We start from the raw sequence: 17848 nt of genomic DNA, 5'->3' as shown, positions 1-17848 counted from the left end.
GGCCCGGCACGCCCTTCGAGGAGGACCCAGTGACCAGCCCGACCGCCCTTCGGCCCGACGAGACCCGCTCCCACCGCGGCGACCGTCGTGCCTGGTGGGGCCTGGCGGTGCTCGTGCTGCCGGTGCTGCTGGTCTCGATGGACATGTCGGTGCTCTACCTGGCGCTGCCGGCGATCACCGCCGACCTCGACCCGAGCGCCTCGGAGCAGCTGTGGATCCTCGACGCCTACGGCTTCCTCATCGCCGGCCTGCTCATCACCATGGGCTCGCTCGGCGACCGGATCGGTCGGCGGCGGATCCTGCTGCTCGGCGCCAGCCTCTTCGGTCTGGCCTCGGTGATCGCCGCCTTCGCCCCGACCTCGGCGCTGCTCATCGCCGCCCGCGCCCTCATGGGCATCGGGGGAGCCACCCTGCTGCCCTCCAGCCTGTCGCTGATCACCGACCTCTTCGCCGACCCGCGGGCGCGCGGCCGGGCGATCGGGGTGTGGACCGCCTTCTTCGCCGGGGGAGCGGCGGTCGGGCCGATCATCGGCGGGGTGCTGCTGCACCACTTCTGGTGGGGCTCGGTCTTCCTCATCAACGTGCCGGTGCTGCTGGTGCTGCTGCTGGCCGCTCCGGCGCTGCTGCCCGAGCGGCGGGTCGCCTCCGGCTCGCCGCTGGACCTGGCCAGCGTGGTGATGTCCGTCGTCGGGATCATGGCCGCGGTCTACGCCGTCAAGCACGTCGCCGAGTACGGGCTGGACGCGGTCACCCTGATCACCGGCGCGGTCGGGGTGGGGCTGATCGTGGCCTTCGTCCGACGGCAGCGCACCCTCACCGTGCCGCTGGTGGACCTCTCGCTGCTGGCGAACCGGGAGTTCACCGTGGCGATCGGCTCCAGCCTCGCCGGGATGATGTCTCTGGCCGCCTTCAGCTACCTCTCCAGCATCTACCTGCAGTCGGTCACCGGGCGTGACCCGCTGGCCGCGGCCTACCTCGGGGTGCCGCTCGCAGTGACCGTCTTCGCCTCCTCGATGTACGGCTCCCGGATCGCCGAGCGGCTCGGGGTCTCGACGACCTTCGTCGCCTCCCTGGTGCTCGCCGCGCTCGGCAGCCTCATGCTGCTCGGCGTCGGCGTCGACGGGGGAGTGGCCTGGTACGTGGCCGGCTCGGCGGTGGCCGGCCTGGGCTACGGGACGGTCTTCACCCTCGTCTCGGAGGTGGCCGTGGGCTCGGTGCCCGAGGAGCAGACCGGCGCCGCGGTCGGTGTCTCGGAGACCTCGTTCGAGCTCGGCAACGCCCTCGGCCTGGCGCTGCTGGGGTCGCTGGCGGCGTGGATCTTCGCCGCCGGCGGCGACTTCGCGCCGACCCTGGGGGAGACCCTGGAGTCCGGCGCCGGCGCCGGGGTGATCGACGCTGCGAAGCAGTCCTTCGTCGACGGGATGCACCTGGCCACCGCGATCGGGGCCGGCCTCATGCTCCTCATGGCGGTGCTGGCCGCTCGGTCGCGGCGGCGCTGAGCGCGCACGGCGACCGCACGGTCGTCCTGCCGCCCGGAAGCGTGAGCGCGCGCACCGTGGCAGGCTGACGGCGTGATCCTGCCCGGCGAGCGCGACCCGCGGATGATCACGATCCGCCGCGGGGGCTCGTTGACCGACGAGCACCACCGGCTGCTGGCGCTGTGGGCGGCCGGGTGCGCCGAGCGGGTGCTCCCGCTCTTCGAGAGCGCCCGCCCGCAGGACGACCGGCCGGGAGCGGCGCTCGTGGCGGTCCGGGCCTGGGCGCGAGGGGAGCTGCCGATGATGGCGACCCGGGCGGCCGGCGGTCACGCCATGGGCGCGGCGCGCGAGCTGCGCGGCGCGGCCCGGTTCGCGGCGTATGCCACCGGGCAGGCGGCGGTCGTCGCGCACGTCGCCGAGCACGATCTCGGCGCCGCGGCCTACGCGATCAAGGCCGTCCGGGCGTCGGTGAGCACGGGGGAGCAGGACGCCGCCGGTCGGCGCGAGTGCCGCTGGCAGCGCGAGCAGCTGCCGGCCGAGGTGCGCGACCTGGTGCTGGCGGACCAGGAGCGCCGCAACCCGATCTGCTGGGACGTCTTCCACGTCTAACGGCACCGCTAGACGGGTAGCAACCCCTGGGTGCCGCACGGCATGCAGCGACGCACGCGCTGTCGGTAGCGGCCCTGCCGGTTCATCATCGCGACCCCTTCGACCGGCTCATCATCGCCCAGGCGCTGAGCGAAGGGATCTCGGTCGTGACCGCGGGATACGCGCTTCGCGGACTACGGCGTCGATGTGGTGCGCGCCTGAGGCTTGCTCAGCGCTCATCACCCGCGCCGGACCGGCTCTGCGGCACGCCGCAGGCCTGCCGGATGATCCTGGCGCACAGCCGGGGGTCGTCGATCATCGGCACGTGCCCGACCGCCGGCAGCTCGAGGAGGTGGCGTCCGGGACCAGCCGCTGCGCGGTGACCCCGTTGACGGCCGGCGGGAAGATCCGGTCGCGCTCTGCCCAGGCCAGGGTGACCGGGCAGGACGGCGTGAGCGGAGCGACCTGCTCGGTGGTGCCGAGGAGATCCGTTGCGGCAGAGCACCCGACGAGGTCACGGACGACCCCGAGGGCTAGTGCCGGGGTGAGCCGGTCGGCGCGCTCGGCCGCGTCACGCAGCGCGATCCGCCGGATCCGCCGGGACCGCAAGGCGATCGGCGCCACGGGCAGCGCGGCCGCCGCCAGGCGTCGCCCGCGCCGGATCGCCGACGTCGCGTGCGTCTCGTCGTCGGCACCCGGTGACCAGCACCCGGCCGGCGACAGCGCGCACACGCTCAGCGCTCGGCCTCGCCGCGCCAGCTCGAGCGCCATCCAGCCACCCATGGAGTTCCCGGCCAGATGCGCCTGCGGGAGGCCGTGATCATCGAGCAGCGTCTCGACGTCGTCCACGAGGCGCGCGATGGTCAGGCCACCGGGGTCTGGCGGACCGCCGCGGTGACCGGCGGCCGTCGGGACGAGCAGCTCGAACGTCTCGTCGAGCAGCGGCACCACGTCGTCCCAGATGCGCGCCGAGTTGGTCACGCCGTGCAGCAGGACGAGCGGTGGCTTCGTGGTCATCGCGTCATCCTCGCGTGCCGGGTGGTCGGTGGCGCCGGGGGCGAGGCTGTGAGCGTGGCCACGACAGGACCGGCACTGCATAGGCCGTCGTCCCACCGGTCGCGCTGTCGTCGAGAACGCCGATAAGCCACATTATGTCATTTCCTGCCCTGTGTGCTGGAGAACTGACTCACCGAGGTCAGTCTGACCCGCTCCCCGACCACATCGGTGAACCAGGTCCTGAGCGGTGACCAGTGAGGCATCGACCCACGGTCCGCGCCAGCAGTAGCCTCGAACCGTGTCATGGGCACGCCTGGCGGTGGCTGGAGGCGAACGGTTCGACGTGCTGGACGAGGGCTCAGGTGACTCCGTCGTCTTCATCCAGACCGCGCTCGTCGCGGACGAGCTGTGTCCGATGGCCAGCCGACTGCCCGACCGGTTTCGGACGATCCTGTATCACCGGCGCGGATACGGCAGCAGCTGTCCGGCCACGAGCCCAGGTTCCATCGCACGCGACGCGGCCGACTGCCGCGGCGTGCTGGACATCATGGAGATCTCACGTGCGCACATCGTGGGGCTGTCGTACAGCGCTGCGGTCGCGATGCAGCTCGCCGTCGATGCTCCGGAGACGGTTCACACCATGACTCTCGTGGAGCCGCCGCCCGTGCACGTGCCGAGCGGCGTCGAGTTCCGCGCCGTCAACGAGACGCTCCTCGCGATCCGGCGCGCCGACGGCCTCGAGGCCGCCCTCGAGGAGTTCATGGCCATGGTGGGTCGGCCGACGCTGGCGCACAGACATGGAGGGGCACCTGGCCGGCTCCGCCGAGCAGATCGGACGTGATGCCGGCACGTTCTTCGACATCGACCTCCCGGCGTTGCTGGCCTGGCGCTTCTCGGCAGACGATGCGAATCGCATCGAGTGTCCCGTCCTGCATATCGGCGGCACCGCGAGCGGGCCGTGGTTCGCCGAGGTCCGGACGCTCGTCATGGCGTGGATGTCGGACGTGGAGGACGTGCGTGTCGAGGGCGCCGACCATTCGCTCGCCCTCACGCACGCCGACGAGGTCGCTGCAGCCCTGATCCCGTTCCTGGAACGACACGCGTTGCCATCGTCCGGCGAGCCCTCCCGATAGCCGATCCCTGACCGGTACGAGCTCGAGGTTGCCGCGGTCGGTGATCTGTGCGGTAGCGGTCCTCGACGGGCCCTGCAGGTGTGCCGGAGCCCGCACCGCCGACCGCTTCGCGCTGACCTCACCCAGCCACGCGCGAGCCTCGTCGTGGTGCGGGGACGCCACCGTTGCGCGCGTAGAGCACGCTGGCGTCGACGAGCCTCACTGGCCGGCCCTCATTCGACGCAGCAGCCCCGCGTCCTCGATCTCACCCGCCAGCTGCAGCGCCTGGTCGAGGTCAGCCCGTGGGCTGCCCAAGCTCCGCACACTTGTGCGGAAGGGCGGTCGCGGAGACATCCCGGCACGGATCGCGTCGTTCAGCGCCTGCGTGAAGGAGAGGCCTCGCTCGTCCATCAGCCTCCGGACGTGGGCCTCGGTGTCGGCGTCGAAGGTGACCGTCGTGCGCATGGTGCACCGTAGCGTCGCCAGTCATGCTGCGCACCCATCATCAGGGACGCTCCAGCTGAGCGCGTCGCCTACACCTTTCGCACCCACCACCGCCTGCAGCATCCCCGCAACTGTCGGTGCTCGCTGGCAGCCTGGGTCCATGACACCGGAGCAGGCCCGTGAGCAGCTGACCCGCGAGCGCGACGACGTGCTGCGGACGCTGGCCGGCCTGGAGCGGTCCTTCGCCGACATCGTCGCGGCCGCCGAGACGGCCAACGGCGACGACGAGCACGACGTCGAGGGCGAGACGGTGGCGGTCTCCCGGGCCCAGGTCGATGCCCTGACCCTCGCCTCCCGCCGGCAGCTGGCCGCCGTCGACGCCGCCCTCGCCCGGGTCGACGACGGCAGCTACGGCACCTGCCTCGGCTGCGGTGCGGCGATCCTGCCCGCCCGGCTCGAGGCTCGCCCGGCGACCCCGTGGTGCCTGACCTGCGCCGCCACCCGCGGCCCGTGAGCCCCTCTCCCCCACCGGCCGTGGCATCCTGACGCGGATGTCCAGCCTGCCCGAGATCACCTGGACCGGCGTCGCGGTCGCCCTGGCCGTGCTCGTCGGCGCCTACGTGCTGAGCCGGCTGGTCCGCGCCGGCACGAGCAGCACGCTGCGCTGGCGCGGCCGCGGACCCGAGGCCTCGCGGATCTTCGGCCAGCTCGCCGGCTACGGGGTGCTCGCACTGGGCGTCGGCGCGGCCCTGACGATCCTCTTCCCCAGCATCGAGCCGGTGAACATCCTCGGCGGCGTCGGCGTCATCTCCATCGCCGCCGGTATCGCCTTCCAGACCGTCCTGGGCAACCTCTTCGCCGGGATCGTCATGCTCAGCCGCGACCGCTTCCGCGTCGGCGACCAGATCGCCGTCCAGGAGACCGCCGGCACCGTCGTCGCCATGGGGCTGTCGGCCACCGAGATCCGCACCTTCGACGGGCGGCTCGTGCTCGTCCCGAACGGCACGCTGCACTCCAAGGTCGTCACCGTCCAGACCGGCTACGAGCAGGTGCGCAGCAGCGTCCTCATCGAGCTGGCCGACGACAACGACCTCGACCAGGTGCGCGCGATCGCCATCACGACGATGCGCGACCTGCCCGCGGTCCTCGACGAGCCGCTCCCCCAGGCCCTGCTCGTCGAGGTCGGCACCCGCACCGTCCAGCTCGAGCTGCGCTTCTGGTCCGGTGCCCGCCAGCTGGAGACCAAGGAGGCCACCCACGACGTCATCCGGGCGGTGCTGGCCGCCTTCACCGCCTCCGGGATCGAGACCTCCTCCGACGTCATCACCGTCGACACCACGCCCGGGCTTCGCGACCTGTTGCGCGAGCGGCTCCCCCGCCGAGGCTGATCCCGGGCTGCCGCGAGGGTTCAGTCGTCGTCGCGCAGGGTGTCCGGCACCCACCAGTCCGCTCCGCGGCGCAGCGTGGCCAGGCAGTCCTGGATCGTCATCCGCTCCAGCGGCAGGCGTTCTCGGGCGGGGATGGCGTGCCGGCCGGCGATCCACCAGGGAGCCAGCCCGCCGAAGAGCATGACGACGAGGACGAGCGGGGTGAGCAGCAGGATCATGACGGTCTCTCCTTGATCTCGACGATACGAGCAGTCCGGGTCTCGGCGGGGGCTGCGGAGGTCACGACCGCGCCCGCTGGGTGATCACGACGCACACGAGCACCACGGCAGCGGTGAGCAGGGTCGCCGGCGGGATCGCCTCGTGCATCACCAGCGCCGCCCACAGCACGGTGAGCAGCGGCTGCGCGAGCTGGATCTGGCTCGCCCGGGTGACCCCGATCTCCCCCATCCCGCGGTACCAGAGCACGAAGCCGAGGAGCTGGGAGACCGCGGCGGTGTAGCCGAGGCCGACGAGCGAGGTCACCCCGAGCCGGACCGGCTCCTGCCCGAGCGCGACACCGAGGACGAGCAGGTTGACCGGCGCAGCGAGCACCACCCCCCAGGCGATGACCCGCCACCCGGGCATGGACGCGGCGAGCCGACCCCCTTCGGCGTAGCCGGCGGCGCACACCAGCAGGGCGGCGACCAGGTAGAGGTCCGCCAGGCTCGGCCGGCCGCCGTTCTGCGCCAGCGCGAAGGTGGTGACCGCCGCTCCCCCGCCCCCGGCGCCCACCCAGAAGACCGGAGACGGCCGGCGCCCCGTGCGGACCACCGAGATGACCGCCGTGGCCATCGGCAGCGCACCGATGACCACCGCCGAGTGCGCGGTGCCCGAGGTCTGCAGCGCCAGGGTGGTCAACAGCGGGAAGCCCACGACGCAGCCGATCGCGACGACGAGCAGCCCCGGCCAGTCCTGCCGGCGCGGCCCCGGACCCCGCCACAGCAGCAGCGCGCCCATCGCGAGGACGGCAGCGAGCACGCCGCGCGCCCCGGCGGCCGTCCACGGGCCCATCCCCTGCAACGCCCAGACGGTGGCCGGCAAGCTGAACGAGAAGGCGATCACCCCGAGAGCCGCCAGCACCGCGCCCAGGGACACCGGACTCGATGACGAGGTGCCCCGCGACCCGCTGCTCGGCACCGCGGTGGTCGGCACTGCGGTGGTCGGCGACGCCGTGGTCGCCGGTGCATGCCCGGTGTCGACCCGTGGCGCTATCCGGAACTCGACAGTATCGCTATCGTTAACTCTCATGAACGACAGTAGCAGTGCAGCGTCCGCTATCGCCACCGCGTTGACCGTCGACCTGACCGGGGCACCGGCCGGCACGCGCCTGCCCTCCCAACGAGAGCTGGTGCGGCGCTTCGGCGCCAGCGCCACGACCGTCGCCCAGGCCCTGGGCCAGCTGCGCCGGGACGGTGTCGTCGAGACCCGGCCGGGCGCCGGCACCTTCACCGTGGCTCCCCCCGCGGCCACCGGCTCGACCGGGGACACCTCGTGGCAGGACGCGGCGCTGGAGCTCACCGACGCTCTCGCCGGCGGGCAGCGCCGCTACGACGGCTCCCGGCTGGCCGTGACCATGACCGCACGCAGCGCCGAGGTCGTCGACCTCAACGGCGGCTACCTCCACCCCGCCCTGCAGCCGCTCGACCTGTTGCGGGCCGCCACCGCCCGCGCCGCTCGGCGCCCGGACACCTGGGACCGGCCGCCGACCACCGGTCTGCCCGAGCTGCGGGACTGGTTCGCCGGCGAGATCGGCGGCGGGCTGGGGCGCCACGACGTGCTCGTCTGCCCGGCCGGGCAGGCCGCCCTGGCGTCCACGCTGCGGGCGCTGGCCCAGCCGGGCGACCCGGTCGTCGTGGAGACCCCGAGCTATCCCGGGACCACCGCGGCCGCCGCTGCCGCCGGGCTGCACCCCCTGCCCGTCCCGATGGACGAGCACGGCCTGCAGCCCACCTACCTCGACGAGGCGCTGACCCGCACCCGGGCCCGGGTGGTGGTGCTCCAGCCGACCTTCCAGAACCCCACCGGCACGGTGATGCCGCCCGAGCGCCGCGAGGAGGTCCGTCAGATCGCCCGGCGGCACGAGGCGTTCGTCATCGAGGACGACTTCGCCCGCGGGCTGGTGCACGCCGACGCGCCCGCTCCCCCGCCGCCGATGATCACCGACGACCCGGACGGCACCGTCGTGCACATCCGGTCGCTGACGAAGATGACCTCGCCCAACCTGCGGGTCGGCGCGGTCGCCGCCCGGGGGCCGGTGCTCGCGAGGCTGCGGACGGCGCTGCTCGTGGACACCCTCTTCGTCCCGGCGCTGCTGCAGCACACCGCGCTCGAGCTGGTCTCCGCACCAGGCTGGGAGCGCTCCCGCCGACAGCTCTCGAGCCGCCTGACGGAGCGGGCCGCCGTCGCCGAGGCCGCGGTGCGCGAGACCCTCGGCGCGCAGGCGCTCGCCCGTCGCCCCAGCGGCGGCTTCCACCTGTGGGCGCGCCTGCCCGAGCATCTCGACCCTGCGGCGGTGGCCGCCGAGGCGATGGCGCACGGCGTGGCGGTCACCCCCGGGCCCACCTACGCCACCGGGCGGGGCGAGCCGCTCCCTTTCGTCCGGCTGAGCCTCGTCGCCGCGCCGAGCGCGCACGACGTCGGCGCCGGCATCCGCCGGCTGGCGCCGGTGGTGGCGGCAGGCGAGTGAGCATCGGCCTGATCTGGCAGCGTGGGCACCATGAGCGAGGACGTGAGCAGGCGCACCGACCCGGACCGCTTCGAGATCACCACCGACGGGCAGGTGGCGGGGTTCACCCAGTTCGTCGAGAAGGGGGATCAGCGGATCTTCTTCCACACCGAGATCGGCGAGGAGTTCGGTGGGCGCGGCCTGGCCAGCACCCTCGTCGCCGCAGCCCTGGAGGCCACCCGCGCCGACGGGATGCGGATCGTCCCGGTCTGTCCCTACGTGAAGAAGTACCTGGGCACCCACCACGAGGTCGACGACCTCGTCGACCCGGTCACCCCGGACGCGCTGGCCGCGGTGCCGAAGGGCTGACCGCCCCTCGGGTCAGGCCGGCTGGCCCTCCTCGGCGGCCCGCAGGTCGGCCTTCCACCGGCGGAAGCCCTCCTCCGTCCGGCCGCGCCGCCAGTACCCGGAGATCGAGGCCGCGCGGGCGGCGGGCACGCCGCGCTCCTTGCGCACGTAAGGCCGGATGTTCTTCATCACGGCCTCGGCCTCGCCGTGCACGAAGACCTGCACGTCGCCGTCCAGCCACTCTCCTTCCCGGACCGCCGCGACCAGCGGCGACCCGGCACCGGTGAGCTCCTCGGGCACCTCGTGCGAGGCGCCGCCCCGGTGCACCCACCGCACCTGGGCCCCGGCGGGCGCATCCAGCGCGACCTCGTCGTCGGGTCCGGCGACCTCGAGGTAGACACGAGCCACGGCATCGGCCGGCATGGCCTCCAGCGCCGCGGCCACCGCAGGCAGCGCGGACTCGTCACCGACGAGCAGGTGCCAGTCGGCGCCCGGGTCGGGGCGGTAGCCGCTGCCCGGACCGAAGAAGCGCATGCTCTCTCCCGGCTGCGCGCCGGCCGCCCACGGGCCGGCGACCCCCTCGTCGCCGTGCACGACGAAGTCGATCGCGACCTGCTGCGCGTCGGCGTCGAGCCGGCGGACGGTGTAGGTCCGCAGGATCGGCTGCTCCTCCGGCTGCGCGCTCTCCTGGATCTCGGCCACGCTGCTCGACTCCGGCCAGGTGACACCCTCGGGGGCGAAGATGAGCTTGACGTAGCGGTCGGAGTCCCCGTTCTCGGCGATCTGGGCCACGCCTGGTCCGGAGAACCACACCCGGACGAGGTGCGGGCTCACCTGCTCGGTGCGCTCGACGGTCATGCGGTGCTCGGGCCGGGCCACGGCCACTCCCTTCGTCGGGGACGGATCTTATGACTTAGGCGAGGCTAACTTCTCTGGCCGGATGTCTCCAACCAGCGGTCCAGCGGGCAGGATGAGACCCGTGCAGTGCGACCACTTCGACCGCGGCGAGTGCGGCTCCTGCACCCTCATGGGGGTCCCCTATACCCGGCAGGTCGCCGACCAGGAACGCACCGTCCGAGAGCTGCTCGCCGAGCACGTCGCGCCGGACGCCTGGCTACCCACCGCCACCGGACCCGAGTCCGGCTTCCGCAACAAGGCCAAGCTGGCCGTGGCCGGGACGAAGGGGGCACCCACCTTCGGCATCCTCGACCCGCGCACCGGGATCGGCACCGACCTGCGTGACTGCGGCCTCTACGAGCCGTCGCTGGCGGCGGCGCTGCCCCGGCTGTGCGCGGCGGTCGCCGACGTCGGGCTGGTGCCCTACGACGTGCCGCGACGCAGCGGCGAGCTGAAGCACCTCGTGGTCACCGCCTCCCCGGACGGCGAGCTGATGGCCCGGGTGGTGCTGCGCTCCCCCGGCCAGCTCCCGCGGTTGCGCCGGCACCTGGACGAGCTGCTGGCCGCCGTCCCGGGCCTGCGGGTGGTCAGCGTCAACCTGCAGCCCGAGCACAAGGCGGTCCTCGAAGGGGACGAGGAGATCGTGCTCACCGAGGCCGACGCCCTGCCGATGCGGCTGGACGGCCTCACCCTGCAGCTGCGGCCGCGCAGCTTCTTCCAGACGAGCACCGGGATGGCCCGCCAGCTTTACGCCCAGGCCAGCGACTGGGTGAGCGACACCGACCCCGGCACGGTCCTCGACCTCTACTGCGGGGTCGGTGGCTTCGCCCTCACCGCGGCGGCCGCCCCGGGAGCCTCCCGGCGCACCGTGACCGGGGTAGAGGTCTCCACCGATGCGGTCGCCGCAGCACGCGCGGCGGCGCGGGCGGCAGACCTGCCGGCCACCTTCCGGGTCGGCGACGCCACCGCGGAGGTGGCCGTCAGGCACGACCTGGTCGTCGTCAACCCGCCCCGACGGGGCATCGGACCCGAGCTCGCCGCTGCGCTGGAAGGCTCCACCGTCCCGCACGTCGTCTACTCCAGCTGCCACCCCACGACGCTGCTCCGCGACCTCCAGGCGATGCCCTCGCTCCGGGTGCGCTCGGCGCGGCTCTTCGACATGTTCCCGCAGACCCACCACCACGAGGTGGCCGTGCTGCTGTCCCGCTGACCCAGCGCTGCGCCCTGCGGCGAGCCCGGGGGCTCAGCTACCCGCGGACGCCCCGACGGCCACCAGCACGCTGATGCCGAAGATCGCGAGGAAGACCACCGTGACGAGGACCAGCAGCGCGGTCCCGATCATCCCGAGCATGCGGCCGGCGACCGCGTGCTCGCGGTTGGTCCAGGCGCCGGGCGGCGCGGCATCGATCTGCTGCAGCGCCTGGTTGGCCAGGACCCAGGCGACCGGCCCGAGCACCGGCAGCGAGATGATCCCGAAGATGCCGATGACCAGGGAGGCCAGCGCGAGCGAGTGCGACTGCGGGTAGGTCGGGTAGCCCGGCGGCGGCCCGGGTGCCGGCTGCGGCGAGGGCTGGGCCCCGAGCTGCGTCGGTGGGGGCCCGGCTGGCGACTGCGGCGGGTTCCGGGACGCGTCCTGGTCCACCTCGGGCGTCCTGTCGGGCCGGGAGGGACCGTCGTCCGTCGGGCTCTGCGTCATGCCCGGATGGTAGCGACGCGCACCACCCGGTCGCCGACGGCGGTGACCGGCCGGAGGCCGGCGGGCTGGTATCGGCGTCGCTCAGGCTGGTGAGCACCGGGCGGAGCGCCGCCTGCGAGCATGGGCGTGTCATGCGCAGCGACCCCGCCCGCCCCGGTGCCTGGCTGGTGGCTGCCCGCGCGGTGGTCACCCCGGACGCGGTGCTCTCCCCGGGCTGGGTCGAGATCTGCGGTGAGCGGATCGTCGACCTCGGCCAGGGACCGCCTCCGCGGCCACCCGAGCACGACCTCGGTGCGGCGCGACTGGTGCCCGGCTTCGTCGACATGCACGTGCACGGCGGCGGTGGCGCCGACCTGTCCTGCGCCGACCCCGAGCAGGTGGCCCGAGCCGTCGCCTGGCACCGGGCGCGCGGGACGACGAGCCTGCTGGCCAGCCTGGTCAGCGCTCCCCCGGACCAGCTGCTGCGGCAGGTGCGGGTGCTCGCCGAGCTCGTCGCCGACGGCGCGATCGACGGCATCCACCTGGAGGGGCCCTGGCTGGCCGGTGACCGCTGCGGCGCGCACGACCCGGCAAGCCTGCGCGACCCCGCGCCGGAGGAGATCGACGCGCTGCTGCGCGCCGCCGACGGCGCGCTGACGATGGTCACCCTGGCTCCGGAACGCCCCGGCGGCATCGACGCCGTGGTGCGCCTGCACGAGGCCGGCGTGCGGGTCGCGATCGGCCACACCTCGGCGGACCCAAAGCTCACCCGTCGAGCCGTCGACGCCGGGGCCAGCATCGCCACCCACCTCTTCAACGCGATGCCGCCGCTGCATCATCGACGGCCCGGACCAGCCCTCGCGCTGCTGGACGACCCACGGGTGACCCTCGAGATCGTCGGCGACGGGCAGCACGTGCACCCCGACCTCGTGGCGCACGTGCTCGCCTCGGCGGGCGCGGACAGGGTCGCCCTGGTCACCGATGCCATCTCCGCCGCGGGGATGCCCGACGGTCCGCACCGCCTGGGTGGCGCGCAGGTCCAGGTGACCGACGGCCAGGCCCGGCTGCCGGACGGCACCCTCGCCGGGAGCACCAGCAGCCTGCTTGCGATGCGCACCCTGCTGGCCTCGCTGACCGACCAGGTCTCCCTGGCCAGGGTCACCGCGAGCACGGCCGCTGCAGCGGTCGGTCTCGACGACCGTGGAGCCCTGCGGCCCGGAGCCCGGGCCGATCTCGTCGCGCTGGCCGAGGACGGCCACCTGCAGGCGGTGCTGCGCCGCGGCCGGTGGACACCACCGGCCGACGGCGCCTGAGCTGCTGCCGGCTACGGCTAGGGTGCGCTCGTGGACTCCGACGTCAGCAGCCTCACCCGGATCGCCGTGCTCATCGACGCCGACAACGTCTCGGCCCGGCACGCCAGCGACGTCCTCGAGGAGCTGGCCCGTTACGGCACCCCGACGGTCAAGCGCGCCTACGGCGACTGGACGACCACCCAGCTGACCGGTTGGAAGTCCGAGCTGCACCGCAACGCCATCCAGCCGGTCCAGCAGTTCGCCTACACGGTCGGCAAGAACTCCTCCGACTCGGCGCTGATCATCGACGCGATGGACCTGCTCTGGCAGGGCAACGTCGAGGCCTTCGCTCTGGTCTCCTCCGACTCCGACTTCACCCGGCTGGCCACCCGCCTGCGCGAGTCGGGCCGCCGGGTCTACGGGATCGGGCGCCGCAAGACCCCCGAGTCGCTGCGCCGTGCCGTGGACCAGTTCATCTTCCTCGAGGTGCTCGGCCGCGACGAGGACGCCACGGGCGGCGGCGCCGAGCCGGCCGCCGGCGAGGCCAGCACCGACGGTGGCTCCGAGCGCCCCACGATCAACCTGGAGAGCGCGCTGACGAAGGCGGTCAACGCCACCTCCGACGACGACGGGTGGGCCAGCCTCGGCCGGATCGGGCAGCATCTCAGCCGGGCGCACGCCGACTTCGACCCCCGCGACTTCGGCCACCAGAAGCTGAGCAGCCTGGTCGCCGAGCAGCCCTACCTGGAGACCCGCACCGACGGCCCGAGCAGCGAGGTGCGGCTGCGCTCGCGTCGGCGGCGCGCGACGAAGAGCACCAGCACGAAGAGCACCAGCACGAAGACCGCCGCCAAGGGCACGAGCGCGAAGGCCTCAGCGACGAAGGGCGCCGCGACCAAGACCAGCGGCACGAAGAGCACCGGGCGGACGAAGGCCGCGGCCCGCCCGGGCGGCAGCGCGACGGACTGACCCCGGCTCAGCCCTCAAAGGGCTCCGGGTCGCCCGAGCCGTAACGGGCGATCTCCGCCGCACCGTCGGAGTAGTCGACGACGGTGGTGGGAGCGGTGGAGACCTCGCCGGCGTCGATGACGACGTCGACGACGTGGTCCAGCCGCTCCTTGACGTCCCACCCGAAGACCGGCGTCTCCTCCTCCCCGGGCAGCAGCAGCGTGCTGGACAGGATCGGCTCGCCGAGCTCGGTGAGCAGCGCCTGCACGACGGCGTTGTCCGGGATGCGCACCCCGACGGTCTTCTTCTTCGCCTGCAGCAGGCGACGGGGCACCTCCTTCGTCGCCGGCAGGATGAAGGTGTACGGCCCCGGGGTCGCCGCCCGCACCGCCCGGAAGACGTGGTTGTCGACGTGCACCAGCTGACCCAGCTGGGCGAAGTCGCGGCACAGCAGGGTGTAGTGGTGGCGGTCGTCGAGCCGGCGGATCTCGGCGATCCGGTCCTTGATCGCCTGGTCGTCCAGCCGCCCGCCGAGGGCGTAGCCGGAGTCGGTGGGGAAGGCGACCAGCGCACCCTCCTGCAGCCGCTGCACGACCTGGGCGACGCGACGGGGCTGGGGATCGACCGGGTGCAGCTCGACGAAGGTGGCCATGCCCGCCAGCCTAGGGCCGGGACGGACCGCTCAGGCGTCCTCGACGTGCATCGTCACCGGCTCCCCCCGCTGCACCGTCCGGGAGACCGTGCACAGCCGGTCGTGCGACTGGGCGACCGCCCGCGGCAGCATCCCCCGGGCCCGGTCGCCGGCCTCGCCCTCGGGGAAGCGCAGCCGGAAGGTCACCTCGAGGTCGCTCATGTGGTTGCCCTCCCCGGTCGTGGAGGTCTTGACCCCTTCGGAGACGACGTCGAAGGCCTCCGGCTCGGCCCGCCGGCTGGTGATGTGGTCGACGTCCACCGCGCTGCACCCGGCGATCGCCACGAGCAGCAGCTCGACCGGGGTGAAGTCCTCGGAGTCGCCGCCGCCGAGCGGGATGCTGCCGCCGCGGGCGTTCGTGGCCAGGTAGCGCCCCAGCGCCGTCCGGGTCAGCTCGACCTGCCGGTGCCCCGTGCCGGTGCCGCCGGTGGCCTCGGCCTCGCTCGCCTCGGCGGGCTGGGTCTCGGTGGTCTCGGTGGGCTGCTCGCTCATCGGTGCTCCGATCGGTCGTGCTCCAGCGGACCGCCCGGGCGGCCCGGCGCTGCGGACGCACCTAGGATGCCAGCCATGACCGACACCGAGACGGGCCGCCTCGTCCTCGTCCGCCACGGGCAGACCGAGTGGAGCGAGGTCGGCAAGCACACCGGCCTGACCGACCTGCCGCTGACCCCGCAGGGCGAGCGCGACGCGGCCACGCTGGAGCCGGTGCTGCACGAGTACCGCTTCGGCCTGGTGCTCTGCTCGGACCTGCAGCGGGCCCGACGCACCGCCGAGCTGGCCGGGCTCACCCCGGAGATCGACACCGACCTGCGCGAGTGGGACTACGGCGACGCCGAGGGGCGCACCACCGACGAGATGCGCCAGGAGCAGGGACCGCGCTGGGACGTCTTCGAGAGCATCCGCCCCGGAGCCACGCCGGGCGAGACCTCCGAGGAGGTCGCCGGCCGGATGTCCCGGGTGCTGGCCCGGGTGCGTCCGGTGCTCACCGGCTCGGCCGGCTCCCCGCCGGCGGACGTCTGCCTCGTCGGGCACGGGCACGCGATGCGCATCCTCACCGCGACCTGGCTGGAGAAGTCGCCGCACTTCGCCGCCCAGCTGGTCCTCGAGGCGGGCGCGCTCAGCGTGCTCGGCCGCTACCGCGAGGACCCGTGCATCGTCTCCTGGAACGTCCCGGTCAGCGCCCGCAGCGGGCGGTAGCCCCGGGAGGGCCGGCGGCGCTCCCGGCCTGCGGATGGCCGGGAGCAGCGCCCCCGGGTCACGGCAGCGGCCAGGTGTGCACCGGCTCGTTGGTGTGCATGTGCTCGATGTAGCGCTCCAGCATCCCGGCCAGCGCGGCCGCGCGGTCCGCCCCCTTCGCCTCCAGCCGCTGCACCGTCTCGGTCTGCCAGACGGCGCCGTTCATCCCGCTGGTGCACCGCCCCTCGATCACCGAGAGGTAGCGCTCGATGACGCCGTCGGCCACGCCCCAGTCCTGCAGCCCGCTGCGGGCCAGCGGCAGCAGCTCGCGCAGCACCAGCTCGTCGGTGCCGACCTCGCCCAGCCCCGGCCAGTAGAGCCGGGCGTCGATGCCGTCGCGGGCGGCGGTCTCGAAGTTGGCCTGCGCCGCGGCGAAGGAGAGCCGGGTCCAGATCGGCCGGTCCTCCAGCGTCAGCGCCCGCACCAGGCCGTAGTAGAAGGCGGCGTTGGCCAGGACGTCGAGGATCGTCGGCCCGGCCGGCAGCACCCGGTTCTCCACCCGCACGTGCGGGCGTCCGTCGGCCGAGTCGTAGATCGGCCGGTTCCACCGGTAGACGGTGCCGTTGTGCAGGTTGAGCTCCTCCAGGGCCGGGGTGCCACCGGCCTCGAGCACCGCCACCGGGTCCTCGTCCCCGGTCTCGGCGAGCAGCGTCGGGAAGTAGCGCACGTTCTCCTCGAAGAGGTCGAAGATCGAGGTGATCCAGCGCTCCCCGAAGAAGACCCGCGGCCGCACGCCCTGGTTCTTCAGCTCCACCGGGCGGGTGTCGGTGGCCTGCGCGAAGACCCCGATCCGGCTCTCCGCGTGCAGCCGCCGGCCGAAGAAGAAGGGCGAGTTGGCGGCCACCGCGGTCTGCGGGCCGCAGATCGCCTGGGCCGCGTTCCAGTGGTCGGCGAAGTCCTGCGGGCTCACCTGCAGGTGCAGCTGCACCGAGGTGCACGCCGACTCCGGGGCGATCGAGTCGGCGTAGCTGTGCACCCGCTCGCCGGTCGGACCCTCCAGGTCGATGACGATGTCCTCCCCGCGGGCGCCGATCATCGAGTCGTTGAGCGCGGTGTACCGGTTGTTCCGGCTGATCCACTCCCCCGCGTAGTGCTCCTGGCGCAGCGTCGGCAGGATGCCGACCGGGACGATCCGGGTGCCCTGCTCGCGCGCCTTCGCGTCGGCCCGGTTGAGCGACTCGCGCAGCGCCTCCTCCAGTCGCTCCGCCTGGTCCCCGGGCAGCGGTCGCGGGGCGACGTTGAGCTCGATGTTGAAGAGCGCCAGCTCGGTCTGGTACTCCGGGTCGGCGATCGCCTCGAGCACCTCGTCGTTGACGAAGGCGGGCTGGGCGTGGTCGTCGACGAGGTTGAGCTCGATCTCCAGACCGGTCAGCGGACGCTCGGCCTCGAAGTGGCTCTCGGCGAGCATCCGCGCGAAGACGTCGAGGTTCTGGTGCACCTTCTCGCGGTAGCGCTGACGCTCCTCGCGCGAGTAGCTCAGCGAGCTGGTCTCTCTGCCCACGATGTCTCCTTCGACCCGGGACCGGACGTGATCCGCCCAAGCCAAGCACACCTCAGGGCCGCTCGGGGAGTCGGTGACGAAGCCTGGACGCCTCCCGGGCGATACTGCCGCCATGCTCATCGCCGCCGCCGTCCTGGCGCTGCTGGCCGCCGCGCTGCACGTCTACATCTGGTACCTGGAGTCGGTGGCCTGGACCGGCGCGGCGCGCTCGGTCTTCGGCACCTCCGCCGAGGAGGCCGAGGCCACCCGGGAGATGGCCTACAACCAGGGCTTCTACAACCTCTTCCTCTCCGTGGTGGCCGGCGTCGGGGCGGTGCTGCTTGTCGTCGGCGACGAGGCGGTCGGGGCCGCGCTGGTGCTGGCCGGGGCCGGCTCGATGCTCGCCGCGGCGCTGGTGCTCGGCGTGTCCTCGCCGGCGAAGCGGCGTCCGGCGGCGATGCAGGGTGCGCTGCCGCTGCTGAGCGTGCTGCTGCTCCTCGTGGGGCTCGTCACCGGCTGATCCGGCGCGCTGCGGCGCGCGTCCCGTGCGCTGTCGGTGGCTGTCCGTAGC

The 17848-nt window shown here is 73.4% G+C and carries 22 protein-coding genes; 13 read left to right on the top strand and 9 right to left on the bottom strand.

Annotated features, from left to right (window positions below):
* The first annotated feature begins 29 nt into the window (after positions 1-29).
* Together BJY28_RS12850 and BJY28_RS12845 are read left to right on the top strand one after the other, a co-directional pair.
* The gene (locus tag BJY28_RS12850; protein ID WP_218875348.1) at positions 30-1499 is read left to right on the top strand and encodes an MFS transporter; all 1470 of its coding nucleotides are present in this window, start codon (positions 30-32) and stop codon (positions 1497-1499) included.
* Positions 1500-1571: 72 nt separating this feature from the next.
* Positions 1572-2087, top strand: a complete 516-nt coding sequence (locus BJY28_RS12845; RefSeq protein WP_179463352.1) for a putative immunity protein — start codon at positions 1572-1574, stop codon at positions 2085-2087.
* A gap of 294 nt (positions 2088-2381) precedes the next feature.
* Here the strand turns inward: BJY28_RS12845 and BJY28_RS12840 are convergent, their stop codons facing one another.
* Positions 2382-3083 (bottom strand): alpha/beta fold hydrolase, encoded by a 702-nt coding sequence (locus BJY28_RS12840; RefSeq protein WP_218875346.1) that lies wholly within the window; start codon positions 3081-3083, stop codon positions 2382-2384.
* Between the two features lie 277 nt (positions 3084-3360).
* On the opposite strand from BJY28_RS12840, the gene BJY28_RS12835 reads away from it, so the two are divergent.
* Both BJY28_RS12835 and BJY28_RS12830 read left to right on the top strand, forming a co-directional pair.
* Positions 3361-3903 carry an alpha/beta fold hydrolase gene (locus tag BJY28_RS12835; RefSeq protein WP_179463351.1) on the top strand — a complete coding sequence of 181 codons (543 nt, stop codon included), beginning with the start codon at positions 3361-3363 and terminating at the stop codon, positions 3901-3903.
* Entirely contained in the window at positions 3860-4195 is a 336-nt protein-coding gene (locus BJY28_RS12830; RefSeq protein WP_179463350.1) for an alpha/beta fold hydrolase, read from the top strand. The genes BJY28_RS12835 and BJY28_RS12830 overlap by 44 nt, the downstream gene beginning before the upstream one ends.
* Positions 4196-4393: 198 nt before the next feature.
* On the opposite strand, the gene BJY28_RS12825 is transcribed toward BJY28_RS12830, so the two are convergent.
* Positions 4394-4639 carry an antitoxin gene (locus tag BJY28_RS12825; RefSeq protein WP_179463349.1) on the bottom strand — a complete coding sequence of 82 codons (246 nt, stop codon included), beginning with the start codon at positions 4637-4639 and terminating at the stop codon, positions 4394-4396.
* 139 nt (positions 4640-4778) lie between these two features.
* Here BJY28_RS12825 and BJY28_RS12820 point away from each other — a divergent pair, with 139 nt between their 5' ends.
* Both BJY28_RS12820 and BJY28_RS12815 read left to right on the top strand, forming a co-directional pair.
* Positions 4779-5132 (top strand): TraR/DksA family transcriptional regulator, encoded by a 354-nt coding sequence (locus tag BJY28_RS12820; protein WP_179463348.1) that lies wholly within the window; start codon positions 4779-4781, stop codon positions 5130-5132.
* 37 nt (positions 5133-5169) lie between these two features.
* Positions 5170-6006 carry a mechanosensitive ion channel family protein gene (locus tag BJY28_RS12815; RefSeq protein WP_179463347.1) on the top strand — a complete coding sequence of 279 codons (837 nt, stop codon included), beginning with the start codon at positions 5170-5172 and terminating at the stop codon, positions 6004-6006.
* 20 nt (positions 6007-6026) lie between these two features.
* On the opposite strand, the gene BJY28_RS12810 is transcribed toward BJY28_RS12815, so the two are convergent.
* A complete protein-coding gene (locus BJY28_RS12810; protein ID WP_179463346.1) occupies positions 6027-6224 on the bottom strand; it encodes a hypothetical protein in 198 nt (65 codons plus the stop codon).
* Positions 6225-6285: 61 nt separating this feature from the next.
* Positions 6286-7140 carry a DMT family transporter gene (locus tag BJY28_RS12805; RefSeq protein WP_343037106.1) on the bottom strand — a complete coding sequence of 285 codons (855 nt, stop codon included), beginning with the start codon at positions 7138-7140 and terminating at the stop codon, positions 6286-6288.
* A 193-nt stretch (positions 7141-7333) separates the two neighbouring features.
* Between BJY28_RS12805 and BJY28_RS12800 the strand changes: the two genes are divergently transcribed.
* Positions 7334-8731: an aminotransferase-like domain-containing protein gene (locus tag BJY28_RS12800; protein WP_246313407.1), complete on the top strand. Its 1398-nt coding sequence runs from the start codon at positions 7334-7336 to the stop codon at positions 8729-8731.
* 30 nt (positions 8732-8761) lie between these two features.
* A complete protein-coding gene (locus BJY28_RS12795) occupies positions 8762-9079 on the top strand; it encodes a GNAT family N-acetyltransferase (protein ID WP_179463343.1) in 318 nt (105 codons plus the stop codon).
* Between the two features lie 12 nt (positions 9080-9091).
* Here the strand turns inward: BJY28_RS12795 and BJY28_RS12790 are convergent, their stop codons facing one another.
* The gene (locus BJY28_RS12790) at positions 9092-9937 is read right to left on the bottom strand and encodes an SIP domain-containing protein (RefSeq protein WP_179463342.1); all 846 of its coding nucleotides are present in this window, start codon (positions 9935-9937) and stop codon (positions 9092-9094) included.
* Positions 9938-10028: 91 nt separating this feature from the next.
* On the opposite strand from BJY28_RS12790, the gene BJY28_RS12785 reads away from it, so the two are divergent.
* On the top strand, positions 10029-11165 hold the full coding sequence (locus BJY28_RS12785; protein ID WP_218875344.1) for a methyltransferase: 1137 nt from the start codon (positions 10029-10031) through the stop codon (positions 11163-11165).
* 33 nt (positions 11166-11198) lie between these two features.
* Here BJY28_RS12785 and BJY28_RS12780 read toward each other — a convergent pair whose 3' ends face one another.
* Positions 11199-11651 carry a DUF4190 domain-containing protein gene (locus BJY28_RS12780; RefSeq protein ID WP_179463341.1) on the bottom strand — a complete coding sequence of 151 codons (453 nt, stop codon included), beginning with the start codon at positions 11649-11651 and terminating at the stop codon, positions 11199-11201.
* 131 nt (positions 11652-11782) lie between these two features.
* On the opposite strand from BJY28_RS12780, the gene BJY28_RS12775 reads away from it, so the two are divergent.
* Together BJY28_RS12775 and BJY28_RS12770 are read left to right on the top strand one after the other, a co-directional pair.
* Complete coding sequence (locus tag BJY28_RS12775) at positions 11783-12943, top strand: N-acetylglucosamine-6-phosphate deacetylase (RefSeq protein ID WP_179463340.1); 1161 nt, start codon at positions 11783-11785, stop codon at positions 12941-12943.
* 30 nt (positions 12944-12973) lie between these two features.
* Complete coding sequence (locus tag BJY28_RS12770; protein ID WP_179463339.1) at positions 12974-13891, top strand: NYN domain-containing protein; 918 nt, start codon at positions 12974-12976, stop codon at positions 13889-13891.
* Positions 13892-13898: 7 nt separating this feature from the next.
* Here the strand turns inward: BJY28_RS12770 and BJY28_RS12765 are convergent, their stop codons facing one another.
* Together BJY28_RS12765 and BJY28_RS12760 are read right to left on the bottom strand one after the other, a co-directional pair.
* The gene (locus BJY28_RS12765; RefSeq protein ID WP_179463338.1) at positions 13899-14522 is read right to left on the bottom strand and encodes an L-threonylcarbamoyladenylate synthase; all 624 of its coding nucleotides are present in this window, start codon (positions 14520-14522) and stop codon (positions 13899-13901) included.
* A 30-nt stretch (positions 14523-14552) separates the two neighbouring features.
* Positions 14553-15053, bottom strand: coding sequence for an OsmC family protein (locus tag BJY28_RS12760; RefSeq protein ID WP_179463337.1), 501 nt, complete (start codon positions 15051-15053; stop codon positions 14553-14555).
* Positions 15054-15128: 75 nt separating this feature from the next.
* On the opposite strand from BJY28_RS12760, the gene BJY28_RS12755 reads away from it, so the two are divergent.
* A complete protein-coding gene (locus BJY28_RS12755; RefSeq protein WP_343037105.1) occupies positions 15129-15758 on the top strand; it encodes a histidine phosphatase family protein in 630 nt (209 codons plus the stop codon).
* 58 nt (positions 15759-15816) lie between these two features.
* Here BJY28_RS12755 and BJY28_RS12750 read toward each other — a convergent pair whose 3' ends face one another.
* Positions 15817-17298: a glutamate-cysteine ligase family protein gene (locus BJY28_RS12750; RefSeq protein WP_179463335.1), complete on the bottom strand. Its 1482-nt coding sequence runs from the start codon at positions 17296-17298 to the stop codon at positions 15817-15819.
* Positions 17299-17410: 112 nt separating this feature from the next.
* Between BJY28_RS12750 and BJY28_RS12745 the strand changes: the two genes are divergently transcribed.
* Positions 17411-17797, top strand: a complete 387-nt coding sequence (locus BJY28_RS12745) for a DUF1304 domain-containing protein (protein ID WP_179463334.1) — start codon at positions 17411-17413, stop codon at positions 17795-17797.
* The last annotated feature ends 51 nt before the right edge of the window (positions 17798-17848 follow it).

This window comes from Janibacter alkaliphilus, assembly GCF_013408565.1.
Lineage (GTDB): Bacteria > Actinomycetota > Actinomycetes > Actinomycetales > Dermatophilaceae > Janibacter > Janibacter alkaliphilus.
This window is presented reverse-complemented; position numbering and strand designations above follow the sequence as displayed.

Bases quoted from the DNA above. Each gene is read 5' to 3' on its own strand.
- BJY28_RS12815 (WP_179463347.1), top strand. From the start codon at position 5,170: ATGTCCAGCCTGCCCGAGATCACCTGGACCGGCGTCGCGGTCGCCCTG.
- BJY28_RS12825 (WP_179463349.1), bottom strand. From the start codon at position 4,639: ATGCGCACGACGGTCACCTTCGACGCCGACACCGAGGCCCACGTCCGG.
- BJY28_RS12795 (WP_179463343.1), top strand. From the start codon at position 8,762: ATGAGCGAGGACGTGAGCAGGCGCACCGACCCGGACCGCTTCGAGATC.
- BJY28_RS12785 (WP_218875344.1), top strand. From the start codon at position 10,029: ATGAGACCCGTGCAGTGCGACCACTTCGACCGCGGCGAGTGCGGCTCC.
- BJY28_RS12840 (WP_218875346.1), bottom strand. From the start codon at position 3,083: ATGACCACGAAGCCACCGCTCGTCCTGCTGCACGGCGTGACCAACTCG.
- BJY28_RS12775 (WP_179463340.1), top strand. From the start codon at position 11,783: ATGCGCAGCGACCCCGCCCGCCCCGGTGCCTGGCTGGTGGCTGCCCGC.
- BJY28_RS12745 (WP_179463334.1), top strand. From the start codon at position 17,411: ATGCTCATCGCCGCCGCCGTCCTGGCGCTGCTGGCCGCCGCGCTGCAC.
- BJY28_RS12760 (WP_179463337.1), bottom strand. From the start codon at position 15,053: ATGAGCGAGCAGCCCACCGAGACCACCGAGACCCAGCCCGCCGAGGCG.
- BJY28_RS12780 (WP_179463341.1), bottom strand. From the start codon at position 11,651: ATGACGCAGAGCCCGACGGACGACGGTCCCTCCCGGCCCGACAGGACG.
- BJY28_RS12830 (WP_179463350.1), top strand. From the start codon at position 3,860: ATGGAGGGGCACCTGGCCGGCTCCGCCGAGCAGATCGGACGTGATGCC.
- BJY28_RS12820 (WP_179463348.1), top strand. From the start codon at position 4,779: ATGACACCGGAGCAGGCCCGTGAGCAGCTGACCCGCGAGCGCGACGAC.
- BJY28_RS12755 (WP_343037105.1), top strand. From the start codon at position 15,129: ATGACCGACACCGAGACGGGCCGCCTCGTCCTCGTCCGCCACGGGCAG.
- BJY28_RS12765 (WP_179463338.1), bottom strand. From the start codon at position 14,522: ATGGCCACCTTCGTCGAGCTGCACCCGGTCGATCCCCAGCCCCGTCGC.
- BJY28_RS12810 (WP_179463346.1), bottom strand. From the start codon at position 6,224: ATGATCCTGCTGCTCACCCCGCTCGTCCTCGTCGTCATGCTCTTCGGC.